Source organism: Haliscomenobacter sp. (genome assembly GCF_033763495.1).
Lineage (GTDB): Bacteria > Bacteroidota > Bacteroidia > Chitinophagales > Saprospiraceae > Haliscomenobacter.
Genome location: NZ_JANRKL010000155.1, coordinates 25,512 through 38,376, shown reverse-complemented (window position 1 = coordinate 38,376; position 12,865 = coordinate 25,512). Strand labels below are relative to the sequence as shown.

The 12,865-nt window shown below is 46.4% G+C and carries 11 protein-coding genes and 1 pseudogene; 4 read left to right on the top strand and 8 right to left on the bottom strand.

All coding sequences use genetic code 11. The features are described 5' to 3' along the window. Nucleotides 1-71 precede the first annotated feature (71 nt). Nucleotides 72-557, top strand: a complete 486-nt coding sequence (locus SFV55_RS16450; RefSeq protein ID WP_320030616.1) for a CBS domain-containing protein — start codon at nt 72-74, stop codon at nt 555-557. A 168-nt stretch (nt 558-725) separates the two neighbouring features. On the opposite strand, the gene SFV55_RS16445 is transcribed toward SFV55_RS16450, so the two are convergent. Further along, a complete protein-coding gene (locus SFV55_RS16445) occupies nt 726-2,108 on the bottom strand; it encodes an inorganic phosphate transporter (RefSeq protein WP_320030615.1) in 1,383 nt (460 codons plus the stop codon). Nucleotides 2,109-2,254: 146 nt separating this feature from the next. Between SFV55_RS16445 and SFV55_RS16440 the strand changes: the two genes are divergently transcribed. The 3 genes from SFV55_RS16440 (at nt 2,255) to SFV55_RS16430 (ending at nt 4,982) form a co-directional block, all read left to right on the top strand. Then, on the top strand, nt 2,255-3,130 hold the full coding sequence (locus SFV55_RS16440) for a hypothetical protein (protein ID WP_320030614.1): 876 nt from the start codon (nt 2,255-2,257) through the stop codon (nt 3,128-3,130). A 5-nt stretch (nt 3,131-3,135) separates the two neighbouring features. Next, complete coding sequence (locus SFV55_RS16435) at nt 3,136-4,158, top strand: S41 family peptidase (RefSeq protein ID WP_320030613.1); 1,023 nt, start codon at nt 3,136-3,138, stop codon at nt 4,156-4,158. 128 nt (nt 4,159-4,286) lie between these two features. Continuing rightward, complete coding sequence (locus SFV55_RS16430) at nt 4,287-4,982, top strand: hypothetical protein (protein ID WP_320030612.1); 696 nt, start codon at nt 4,287-4,289, stop codon at nt 4,980-4,982. A 110-nt stretch (nt 4,983-5,092) separates the two neighbouring features. Here SFV55_RS16430 and SFV55_RS16425 read toward each other — a convergent pair whose 3' ends face one another. The 7 genes and pseudogenes from SFV55_RS16425 to SFV55_RS16395 all read right to left on the bottom strand — a co-directional run bounded on the left by SFV55_RS16425 (nt 5,093) and on the right by SFV55_RS16395 (nt 12,695). Then, nucleotides 5,093-5,653, bottom strand: coding sequence for a hypothetical protein (locus SFV55_RS16425; protein WP_320030611.1), 561 nt, complete (start codon nt 5,651-5,653; stop codon nt 5,093-5,095). Continuing rightward, nucleotides 5,650-5,778, bottom strand: a pseudogene (locus tag SFV55_RS16420) (NADAR domain-containing protein); the annotation flags it as partial. The pseudogene SFV55_RS16420 and the gene SFV55_RS16425, both read right to left, overlap by 4 nt. A gap of 31 nt (nt 5,779-5,809) precedes the next feature. Further along, on the bottom strand, nt 5,810-6,880 hold the full coding sequence (locus SFV55_RS16415; RefSeq protein WP_320030610.1) for an acyl-CoA desaturase: 1,071 nt from the start codon (nt 6,878-6,880) through the stop codon (nt 5,810-5,812). Nucleotides 6,881-7,017: 137 nt separating this feature from the next. Next, a complete protein-coding gene (locus tag SFV55_RS16410) occupies nt 7,018-7,890 on the bottom strand; it encodes a flagellar motor protein MotB (RefSeq protein ID WP_320030609.1) in 873 nt (290 codons plus the stop codon). 101 nt (nt 7,891-7,991) lie between these two features. After that, nucleotides 7,992-8,918: a hypothetical protein gene (locus SFV55_RS16405; RefSeq protein WP_320030608.1), complete on the bottom strand. Its 927-nt coding sequence runs from the start codon at nt 8,916-8,918 to the stop codon at nt 7,992-7,994. Between the two features lie 105 nt (nt 8,919-9,023). After that, complete coding sequence (locus SFV55_RS16400) at nt 9,024-11,138, bottom strand: hypothetical protein (protein ID WP_320030607.1); 2,115 nt, start codon at nt 11,136-11,138, stop codon at nt 9,024-9,026. A 231-nt stretch (nt 11,139-11,369) separates the two neighbouring features. Further along, entirely contained in the window at nt 11,370-12,695 is a 1,326-nt protein-coding gene (locus tag SFV55_RS16395) for a hypothetical protein (RefSeq protein WP_320030606.1), read from the bottom strand. Nucleotides 12,696-12,865 lie beyond the last annotated feature (170 nt).

Here is a 12,865-nt window from a genome sequence, read left to right as displayed (position 1 = left end):
TTGAGTATAATCAATGCCATGATTTTTTGAAGGGGCTAATTTAGCAGTATTAAATCACAAAAGTCCTGATTATGAACGTCCTGGCACCCGTTAAAAGCATCATGAGCAGCCACTTGATCACTGTTGCTCCTTCTGACAAACTGAGTATTGTCAAAGATATTTTTGACGATCACAATATCCACCATATTCCGGTAGTGCGCTACAAGGAGTTGATTGGGATCATCAGCAAAACGGACTTCATGCATTTTATGCAGGGGTTTTCCCCCAATGAAGAAGATCGTTTTGTGAATTATGCAAGATTGCGGTCTTACTCCGCTGAAGAGATAATGACCAAAGGTTTGGCCAAACTAAACCCCAATGACCGCATCAATGTGGCCCTGGAAATCTTTTTGGTCAATCGCTTCCACGCAATACCTGTAGTGGAAAATGATGAGTTGGTTGGTATCCTGACGACCTACGACATCATCAAGGCACTCGCCACCGAACCCGTTTCAACCAAACAAATTCTGGATAGCCAACACCATGAGGGTGGGGTTACAGAGGGGATGGTAGGATAAGAGATGAATGATGAGAGATGAGTGATGAGTGATGCTACCGCAGAGACTTAGACAAGGTCATTGTCAAAAACGCTGTGGTAGCATCATTCATCTCTCATCTCTTATCTCTCATCTCTCATCTCTTATCTCTTATCTCTCATCTCTTATCTCTTATCATTCATTTCTCGTCTATCCAAAGATTGCCGTAAACAAATAATACAAGCCGCCGGACACGATAATCGTAACGGGTAGCGTAAGTACCCAGGCGGTCAGGATATTGATGAGGGTGGAGCGTTGGAGGTTTTTGGTACCATCCTTGGCAATCATTGTGCCTGCAATTGCGGAGGAGAGTACGTGCGTTGTACTTACCGGAGCTTTAAAGATTGTGCTCAAAGCAATGGTACTTGAGGCAATCAATTCCGCAGTTGCGCCCTGTGCATAGGTAAGGTGGGATTTACCAATTTTTTCTCCAATGGTAACCACAATGCGTTTCCAGCCAATCATGGTTCCAATCCCCAGGGCAATAGAAATCAAAAGCACGACCCAACGAGGCGCAAATTCGTAATATTTCGATAGGCTTTCACTCAAGCTTTTCATTTCTGCTTTATCCTTGCGGTTAAAAAACGGCCTGTCGCCAGTAGTCTCTTTAAGGTACTTATTGAGTTTTTGTAAATCTTTACGAATGGCAGGGCGATTCAAGGTTGATTGCGCCAACAATACCTTCAAATCGGCAGCAGCTTCCTGAACTTCTTGGGCAGCTTCATTTCTTTTGCCGATTTTCGCCATGGTTGCGCTTACTTTTTGTTCTACTCTCGTAACGGATACAAGCATCGATTCAGCATCAAAACTTTTGTGGAGTGCAAATTGCGCTGGCAAAAAAATCATCAATACAATCATGAACAAACCAACTCCTTTTTGGCCATCATTTGAACCATGGAAAAAACTAACCAGCGTACAAGTAGTAATCAGAATGGCTCGAATCCAGGTTGGGGGAGCTTTCCCACGTTCTGGTTCTTGAAAAATTGCTTTATTTTTTATGATGGCAGCTAAAATCCACATCAAAAACATCGCCGCAAAACAACCAAATAAGGGCGAAAACAACAAGGCCAACCCTATTTCCTGAGCTTTACCCCAGTTCACCCCTTCGCCGCCATGCCGCCAAAAAAACACTATACCAACGCCAATCAGTGATCCAATCATAGTATGCGAACTGGAACAAGGAATTCCGAAGTACCAGGTGCCGAGGTTCCATAAAATAGCAGCCAGCAACACTGCTGCAATGATGCTTGCACTTTCAAAAAAAGGCATGGTCATCATATCATTGACAGGCAATAACTTGACAATTCCCATCGCTACACCTACTCCACCGGTAATAACACCCAGAAAATTAAAGATGCCAGACCAAACGACAGCAATGGTAGGTTTGAGCGAATTGGTATAAATTACCGTAGCGACCGCGTTGGCGGTATCGTGAAAACCATTGACAAATTCAAAGGCCAATACTGCAACGATAAATAGGATCAGCAAAATAGCACCCCCGGTGCTTAGTACGGATAAGTCAAAAACGTTCATGTGTCTGAATTAGAGGTCAATATTCAGCTTTGACTGCTGGTGTACAAATTCGCTGAAAGATAGCACTAATTTTGTACGACCAAAACGCACATGTTTACGTTTTAGAATTATCCTCCAAATATTAACCCAAAATTTACATTGACCATATGTTTCAACGCAAAACCCTGGCCATTTTTTGTGCTAGCTGGAGTGTAATTTTCCTGTTTTCGCAACCGCTAAATGCTCAGGAAGAAAAAAGTGCAGCCTTCCGGACGCCTTTGTTCGAAAAAATCGAAGTAGATCCCATTCATGCCGAAGCTTATTCCGATTACCGCTTGCGAACGGTAGAATTCGGTTCGATCCTACTACGTGATGCTTTTGTTTCCCCCCTACAACTGGTCGGAACCGGATTCAAGCTGGGTTACAATCGCCTGCACTACACTCCTCAAGCCTTGAAAGAATACAGCACCGGCTTATTTTCCGGTCTTGCCATTGATCAGGCAGGGGAATTCACCCTCATGCTCTTCAATTTTTCGGGGCAATACAGCTGGCAGTTTCCGGTTTTGGAAAAAAAAGGCTGGCAGGGCTATGTAGGTCCCTGGGCTCAGGGTTTTGGCAATTCGCGTTTCGCCCTACAAAATGTGAACAACGTTTTGGGCTATGACGCTGGTTTGGACCTGGGGGTTACCGGGCGCTTAGTTTACAAATTTAAACCCGGCCGCCGGGAATTCATCCTGACCCAGCAGTTGAGCATCCCCCTGGCCAGTGGCTTTGTACGCCCGCTGTACACCTTCACCGGGCCAATTCTGGGTGAAACGGATAATGAAGTGAGTGTGTTTCAATTTGGTACCCTCAACCGCCGCTTTGGCTGGATGTACAAGGCCAGCCTGGACTTGTACCGCAACCACAAGCGCAAAAAACAGGTAGTCGCCCGGGTGCCGTACCGCATCAGCTACAGCTTCCAGTACGATCAGTTCAAAAAACCGAACCCGTTGCAATCGGCCATCCAGACCATCACCATTTCCAGAATCCTCAAATATTGATCACCATGCGTATCCATAAATCATACCCAGTCCTGTTGTTGCTCGGGCTGTTCTTAAGTTTTTCGGCTTGCTCGGAATTGCTCATTGAGCCTGACCCGACAGATAATCCCGTTGAAAATTTTGAGTTGCTTTGGCGGGAAGTGAATGCCAAATACACTTTTTTTGAGTACAAAAACATCGATTGGCAGGCCATCTATCAAAAATACCGCCCCCAGGTCAATGAAAAAACCACGGACGAAGCCCTTTTTAACGTGCTCAACGCCATGCTCAATGAGTTGAGGGATGGGCACGTGTCCTTGATATCCCCCTTCAACGCGGCCAGCAACCGCAGTTGGTACTTCAATTACCCGCCCAATTACAACGCCAACATCATCGACCGCAATTACCTGCAAGAAAATCGGCGCATCATCCTACCCTTCCGGACGCAGTGGCTTGCAGATAGCACGGTGGCGTACATCCGGTATTCGAGTTTTGGCGATGCAGTTTCGGGAGAATCTATGAGCGAACTGTTCAAATATTACGGTAGAGCCAAAGGTTGGATCATCGACATCCGCGACAATACGGGCGGCAGCCTGGGCAATGTGGACGCAATCATGAAAGGCTTTGTGGATACGGAAACCAAGGTGGGTGCCGTACGCTATAAAGTAGGCCCAGGTCGGGATGAGTTCAGCAAGTTTTTTCCCTACCTGATCAAACCCGGTGGTAAAGGCAACAAGTATTTCGGCAAAATCATCGTGCTCACCAACCGCAAGGTGTACAGCGCAGCCAATTTTTTTACCTCTGCCATGTCGACCCTCAACAATGTCACCATCCTGGGCGACCAAACGGGCGGCGGCGGCGGTGCACCGTATTCCGGACAGTTGTTGAATGGTTGGAGCTATACGTTCTCTACCACTTTGTTGCTTACTCCGGACAATCAGCAGATTGAAAACGGGGTACTACCGGATGTAAAAGTGGATATGGATCCGGCGGATGAGGCGAAGGGAGTGGATAGTATTTTGGAACGGGCGATTGGGTTGTTGAGGTGAGGTCTGCTGAATAAGTTGGCGTTGAAAATATAAGATCCGTTCGCTGCTCTGAACCTCCCGAAAGTGGAAAACTTTCGGGAGGTAAGGCTCTGGATCGGTGGGGAGTTTTTAAGATACATTGACTTGGTATGCAAAGATTGTTAGTTCTAATTTTTCTTTTGCTGTGTGCTTGCCAGCCTAAGTCAGAACAAGTGGTGGCTGAAAAATCGGCGGCAGCACCAACAGAAACCCCTCAAGTAGATGAGTATTTTGTGGACAGTTTAACCATTGGAAGAAAATCTTTCAATAAGGTTGAACTGTCAAAATGCCGAACCCCGGATAGCGTATTCGTAATCATCAAATTTTATACGAAGCAAAGAGGTGCCTGGCTTTTAAAAAACTCCTTCCATTTTCTAAAAGACCCGATTACAAGTTGCAGTGCAGTATTGAACGACTTTAACAACGACGGGCTAAACGATTTGACTTATCAATCCTCCATAGCAGCTAGAGGTGCAAATGACGTCAGGCGACTATTTATTTATGACAAAAAAATTGATGAACTCATTTTTATCAAGAATTCAGATAAGTATCCGAATCTTTTGTACAACAAAAAACTAGATTGCATTGATGCATTTTTGGTTACAGGCAGCAGCACTACCGTTTTTTTGAATTTGGAAGGTGATCATCTAAGGAAGTTTGCCAGTGTCGACTTATCTGATGGTTTGACGGTATGGGTTTATGATAAAAACGGCAAAGGGAAAATCATTCGGCAGGATTCAACAAATGAGGGGAGTCAAGTTCGGTATAAGAACTTTAGGCCTTTGGAAGTCAATGAGGAGTATTGAAATGAAACATAAGCGCTAATAAGCAGCTAAGAATGTTATTAATTTTTGTAACAAATTAGGTTATCATTTTTTCGTAACCATGGTTACGGTAACCGTGGTTACGAAAAAAATCACCTTTTCACCCGAACAAGCCCAATCCCCAAATAATCATAAACCGTCGGGTCAGCTGCCAGCTCTTCCCCCGTTTTCAGGTTCCTAAGCACCACAAAGTCGTGGTCCTTGAAAAAAGCGGACTGAAAATACGGATGGACATTGATGCCTAAAAAATGGATTTGACCTACGCGTGCCTCTGCTTTCCACTCGGCATTCAATTGGTAACGGTGGAGCAGCTCATTACAAATCGTGGTGGTAAAGGCGGCGTAACCCACACAATGGGCGCTATGGCTGTCGATGAGCAGATTGGGGTCGTTGTGGTTGCGCGCAGCGCTGAAGTGGAGTTGTTTGGCGCTCAGCTGCAAGGCTTTTTTCAAGATAAACTGGGGTGATTTTACTGAATTAGCGGGCAATTCCCTTTCGATGTAGGTGCGCAGTTCCGGATTTTTAATGGCATAAATTGGCTGGTCTCCTACTGACTGATAACTGAACAATTGCCAAAACAACCAGTTGCGCAGCAAAAAGGTGAGGATGGTTAAGGTCAATAAGCCAAAGAATAGTTTTTTGAAAAATTTCATGTAAAAGAAAATAACCCCCGCAAAACATCCCTTGCCGCCATCAAAGCAAAACCCAACAAATTCAAGCCCTCCCACTGTTCAGGGTTTTGCGCTTTAGGATCGTTGGCGGCCAAGCCTATGCCCCAAGTTTAGGTTTTTTGCTGATTCAGACAAGCTCTAAGCTACCCCGAGGTACTTCATTCTCCGAAAATGTGAAACCAGAGCTTCCCTCATGGAGGCGTAACACTTGTAATCCACGCCGTGTTGGGCGCACACGTTTTGTACAATCTGGTGTAACTTCGGGTAGTGTACGTGGCTGATGTTGGGGAAAAGGTGGTGCTCAACCTGGAAGTTGAGGCCGCCACAAATCCAGCTTACGATTTTATTTTTTGGCGCAAAATTGGCCGTGGTACACAACTGGTGGATGGCCCATTCATTTTCAATGCTCAGGTCGTGCTCAGTCGCATCTTCAAATTCGGTGATTTCTACCACGTGAGCCAGCTGAAACACCATCGCCAATACAAGGCCACAAGCCATTGAGGCGATGAGATAACCCAGCAAAAAGGTTACAAATTTGGGCACAAACAAAATTGGAATGACCAGATAAATCAGCACGTACATGGCCTTAGACAACCAGAATACCAAATGCTCTTTGACATCAAAGCCATTGATGCTGGTGACGTGGACTTTTTTACTGAAATACTTTTGAAAATCGTTCATAAATACCCACCCCAAATAAGAAATAGCGTACAAAACCAGGCAATACAGGTGTTGAAACCGGTGGATACCCATTTTGTGCTGGGAAGGTGCCAGTCGAAGCAGTTTGGTTTGGATGATGTCCGCATCAATGCCGTCAATATTGGTGAAGGTATGGTGTACGATGTTGTGTTTGGTTTTCCAGAAGAAAGCGTTGGCCCCCAAAAAATTGAAAGTGTAGCCCAGGATATTGTTGATGGTATTGTTATTCGAATAGCTGCTATGGCAGGCATCATGACATACATTAAAGCCCAATAAAGCCCAGTTGAACCCAAACAACAGGCAAAGCAATACCCCTAAAATGATGGATTGAGGCGTAAAAAAAACCAATTGCACGTACAAATAAAGCCAGGAAGCAAAAAGAATGATGGTCTTGGTATAAAGGCGAGCATCCCCTTTGGGACTGATTTGTTGTTTGGCAAAATACTGCTGAACTTCTTCACGCAGAATGGCATAAAATTTTCCCGAAGGACTAAAAGTGACTTTTTTCATTGAGTTGATGCGACACTGATGACTGAATGATGATTGGATTGGGTTTTAGCAACAGAACTGGTCAAAGGTAAACACAATTCAGCGCTTATTTGTTAAAGCAGCCTAGTTTATCTTGTGATGTGCAAAAGTGATTATGGTCACTTTCGCTCAGCCAGTTGGCTGATTTTGCGGGGAAGGTTTTCTGCGGGAAAAAAGAGCAAAAATTCGATGCGTCGGTTGCGCGATTGCCCTTCTGAGGTCTCATTGGAAGTGCTGGGATCAAATTCCCCTCGCCCACCGGCAACGATGCGGTTGGGACCAAGTTCCTGGGCATCTACCAGATTGCGCACTACCGTAGCGGCGCGTAATGCGGTGAAATCCCAACTGTCCAGATTTTTGCGGGAGGTAGCCAGGTTGTCGGTATGGCCGAGCACATGGATGGACAAAACCGGGTTGGCATTCAATAATGTCCCCAGTGTTTTTAGGGCGGCTAAGCCCGTGGGTTCGATGCGATTGGTGACGCCCGTTTTGAACAACAAAGACTCGGTGAGAGCGATCACTATTTTTCCATTCCGCACTTCTACGGAGTACTGAGCTACCGGAAATTTGGCCAAGGAATCCTGAAACTCTTTGGCAATGGCGTTCAAGATTTCCTGCTCCTGTTTCAACAAATCCCGAATGGAAGCAATTTGGTTTTCCAATTTGCTGATCTGTTCGTTTTTGTTCTTCAATGCGTCGCTGAGGGAGGATTCCTTGCTCAAAGCCTGGTTTTGGGCTTTGTCCAATTCCGCTTCCAGTTCATCCAGGCGTTTGAGGTATTTGTCCTGGGTAGCGAGCAGGGCGTTGTTCTCCCCCTTACGTTCGGCAATTTGCAGTTGCATGCGGGTAATTTCATCCCGGCTGTTGCGCAGTTGCTCATTGAGTGTGCCAATCTCCGTTTTGTAGGATTGCTCCATCTCCAGCACTTTTTTATTGGAAATGCCACAGGCGGAGAGCAGGAAGAGAAGGGAGAGGAGGTGTATGGTTCGCATATGATCGATCGTTTGATAATGACGAATTTTTCGAATGACGAATGACGAATTGCCGCCCGACTCTGGCATAATTCGTCATTCGTCATTCGAAAAATTCGTCATTATTGTAGTCTAAAACTAGAAGCGCCCAACATCCCAATATCCGTAAATACCGAAACGCGGTAAAACCCATCGCGCAATTTTTCTTCCAGTTCGTGGCTGAAGCTAAGGCGTTGGGTGGCGGTAATGTTGACGTCTTTGGCTTTTACCGCCAGAATGTCCATACTTGTGCCATTGACTGTAACTTTTTCCTGGATATTGGAACCTTGGATGGGTACACCTTTGTCGTCAGTAATGACCATGTAGACCGGGCGTAAACCCTGATATTCCTGTGGCACATCGACCAAATCGAAAGATACTTTGACCCGGCGTGCTTTACCGGAAGATGCGGTTGCCTTGGGCTTGCGGGCTTCTACCTCTACCTGAAACCCAGAGGCTTTGAAGTTGGCCAGCGTCAAACGTTTGAGCTCGCTTTGCATGGTTTTGTTGAGGTTGCCCAGGGAAGTGTTTTCTGTGCGAGCGGTGCTCAGGTCGCGCTCCAGTTGGCCAGTGCGTTCTTTTAGCTCCTGATTTTCGGCTTGCAGGTCGCCGATGACTTGTTCCAGATTGGCTTTTTCGGCCAGCAGTTGTTGAATTTCTCCTTTGAGTCCATTTACCTCATTGAGGCGGTTGCTGCGGTTGGCTTTGATTTCGGCGTCCTTGCGCGCCAGGGCACTTTGGGCATCAGCCAAAGAACCTTGGAGGGTCTCGTTTTCGCCAGCCAGGGTTTGGTATGCACTTTCCAGGCTATCCACTTCGGCTGCCAGGTCTTCTTTGAGCTCATTGAGGCTACTCAGTTCCTGACTCATGGATTGGTTTTCGGCCTGCAGACTCGCTTTGGCTTTTTGTTGCGAAAGCCCCCATACACCTGCGCCCAAGGCGCCGAGTCCTAAAATTAAAGCTACAATCAGTAAAATCCGCTTTGAACCGTTGTTTTGGCTGTTCTCCATAGTTGTCAATTAGAGGTTGAGGAGTTGAGAAGTTGAGGAGTTAAGGATAGACTGCGTCTAAGCCACTGCGGTAGCCTCAACTCCTAAACCTCTCAACTTTTACATTTAGTTCTTCGCCTCCAGCCAGCTCAAAATATCAGGATACATTTTACTCAGGCTACCCGCAGTTTCACGACTCAGCCTGATGCCGTTGACGAAAGGAACGAGCTCAAAGGTAGCAAAACCCGTTTGGTTACTGAGCTTGTTAAAAGCAGTTTTTGCCTCAGTGTAGCTATTATATCGGCCAATGGTATAGAAATAGGTGCCATTTGACTGGGATTTTTCCCCCATTGCATATCGGTCTTGGCTCAAAAGCGGGTTTTGTAATACACTGGTGCTTTGACCCACCTGAATCCGGAATAGCAGTCCACTGTCTTCCGTGTATCCACTCAGCCAGGGTTCGGTTTTGCTGCTGAAGGCCGATTCACCCAAGCTACTCAACTGAAAGGTGAGCGTTTTAAAATTGCTGGTAAAATCAGGCGGCGGCGGTATGCTGTGCAGTTGTAAAGCAGTGGGCGAAACCCCTTTGCCAATCAGGTATTGGGCAAGGTTTTCAGCGCTTTTTAAGCCGCCATACAAACGGGAGCTCACCGCCAATTCCTGCCGGGAAGCAGCGGTAATGACCAGTTTTAGTTGGGGATTCTTTTTCAGGGCTTCAACCAGTTCATCCAATTGTTTGCCATCAGGGCCTTGCATCCATTGGCCATCCTGATTGAAATAAAAAGGCTTGAGATTTAAACTACCTCGGGGTGATACCTCTTCCCTGGGATCAGGTTCAGCGATGCTGCCGTCAGGATTCGTGCGGGGCATTTTTGGCGGAGCCGAGGTTTGTACATACAAAGGTGCCGGAGCACTGATGGGTGCTGACATTTCGTGCAGGTAGTCGAAGAAATAGGCAGCGTAAATGTCCCGTTCACCCAGGCCATCCTTGCGCGAGGACGCGAAATACGCGGTATATCCATCTCGAGACAAGCGAAAATGGGTGTCGTCCCCCGCCGAGTTAACGGGTACTCCGAGGTTGTCGGCATTGGTCCAGCGATTGATTTGTGGAATCAACAAACAACGAAAAACATCAAAACCGCCCATACTTTGATCGGGGCGATTGGAGCTGAAATACAGCACCTGCCCATTGCGGGAAAGGAAGGGCGTGGTTTCATCAAAAGAGGTATTGATGTCTGGCCCCATATTGACTGGGGCGCTCCAACGACCACGTATCCACACTGTTTTATACAAATCCATTCCACCATAGCCACCAGGGCGTTGGCTGGCGAAAATGGCCATGGTATCGCCAATAAACTGAGCGGAACTCAAACCCGCCGCAGCCTCCACTGGCCCGATGAAAGGATCCGACGACAAAGTGCGGCTGCCCACCCGAAAGGTATCGATCAGGATTTCACCCTGGGTGTAGGAGCTTCCTTTGAAGTAAAAAAGCGCTTTACCGTTGGCGCTAAAATCGAGAAGCACTTCGTGTTTGGGGCTATTCAACAAGTGGTGCATGGCCTGAGGTGGAGTCCAGATTCCTTTGTTGACCTGGGAAGTAAAAATATCGCTGTAGAAGCGCCCCATCACTTCATCGGGTTGTCCAAAATTGTTGCGAGAGCCACCCATGTTGCCGGGGCGAACCGAAGAAAAATAGATCCGATCGGTAAAATTGGGGCTCATGATCGGAGCAAACTCATCGTAAGGCGTATTGACGGTATTGCCCAGGTTTTCCACTATAGCTCGGGGCGTTTTGTATTGCAATGCCAGGCCAGTAGCGCAACGCCGAATGTCTTCCCGAACGGTGGCCCGGTTGGTGTGGTTGCTGGGAATGGCCTTGAGGTAAAGCTTGTAGTACTCAATGGCTTTGATGAACTCGTGCCGGTCGTGGTAAATTTTACCCAGGTACAGCCAGGTTTCCGGAAAGGGTGAACGCTCCGTTTCCAAAATATGCCGCAGCATGGGCTCAGCTTCCTTGAGTTGGTTGAGGTGGTAATAACACAAGGCCAGAAGGAGTTTGGTTTCCTTGTCATCCTGGCGGTTCTTTTTGATGCCAAGCAGCACACTTTGGGCTGATTGGTATTTATTGAGGTAGTAAAAATTGGTGGCTTGCTTTTTTTTATCGGAGAGTGTTTCCTGCGCAAAAAGTCCCAATGCCCCAAAAATCAATACAATGGTACAAATAAGGTAGCGCTGCTGCATGTTCATCGGTTTTATTGTGGGATCACGTTTGTCTTACGCAATTGAAAGGCAAACCAGATCTTTAACGTTGACGGAATAGGTAATATTTTTTTTATGGGACGCAGGAGCTTGGATGAAGATACAAACTTTCAGGGTATTGGCGCTTTGGAGAATGGACTTTTACCAAAAAATGAGATAGGGCGGGTAGAGACGCACGGCTGTGCGCCTCTACGAGGCCGAAATTTGAAGGGTTTATTCCAAGGCCCTCATCACTTTGCCAAATTCATAATCGGAAGATACCGTTTTGGCAGCCTGCCGATAAGCTTCTTCGGTTTTTTCGTTTTTGGGCATTAAACGGGCAATTTGCACAAGTATGCCCGACTTTTCATAATTGGAGGATACCCCACTGGTTGCCTGAATGAGGCTCACCCACTGTTCGGTATTCAGTTCTTTATTGCTGATTTTTTTCAACACTCCCGCTTTCTCGTAATCCGAACCAATGAGGTTGAGCAAACCCAAAACCTGATCAAAATCGACCCCGGCAGGGATGGGCTGATCCAACAAACGTTTGAGTACCCGGGCATGCTCATAATCGGAATTGATCTGAGCGCTAACTTTAATCAATTGATCGTAAGCCTTTTTGTTGGGGATTCCTTTTTCGATCAAACGAATGGCCACACCTGCTTTTTCGTAATCGGAGTGAATCGAGTTCACCACCTCCAATAACTTTTGATGGTTCTCCCCTTCCAGCTTACCTTTTTCAATCATACTTTTGAGTACACCAGCTTTTTCATAATCGGAATGGATATCCCGGGTCAGGCTGATGGCTTGATTGTAGAGTTCGGCACTCAGGTTATGGGTCAAAGCTCCTTTGAGTACTTTGGCTTTTTCGTAATCAGAATGAATGGTCTTAGCCGCTGCAAAATAGGCTTGAGCGGCTTGGGGATCGGCCATGAAACGCTCGGTGGATTTGTTGAGCAATCGGGCTTTTTCGTAGTCGGAGCTCATCAATGTTCCCGCTTTTTCAGCAATGGTGCTCAGTTCTGCCGAAGCAAGGGTTGATTGCTGCAACAAATGGTCCAGGTAAATGCCTTTGGCGTAATCACTTTTTAAGGTCTCAACCCGATTCAATACCGCAGAACTGCCCCCTTTTTTGTACAAGCGTTCCACACTGCCCTTGGCGTCAACGCCGTGGTTGATCAGGTCTTTGATGATGTTGGCTAAAAATTGTTTGCCCGCTGCACTTTCGATGGATAATTTGGCGCCTCCATCGTACATTTCGTACACAATGTTGCCTTTGCTGTCGGTTTCAGCGATCAGTTTTTGGTCATTTTTGCGGTAAAGCAATCCGCCCTTCGGGTCAAGGCTTTGAATCTCCGTTTCATCGTTGTTGAAACGAACTTCACCCGCGTATTTGATTTCAAGAGAATTACCATTGTTGTTGATGGTCATGTGGTGGGTAGACAGTTTGCCATCCCCCGAATTGGACATATGGTAGGAACTGCTCTGATTTTTCTGGCAATTGGCCGAAAGTACAGCCAGCCACAAAAGCAGCATGCCAAATAGTTGTTTGTTCATTGGTGCAGGATTTTGGTATGCGATTATCTAAATAATTTTTCGATCTGCGTTAAGCCATCAAGCTTAGGGTAAAAATGGCGCTATTTTTATGCCAAAAAAACAATGCTTTAATTATCAAAAATTTACGCCTAAATAAAAACGCGTTTTGTCCGATTTTGATACACCTGTTG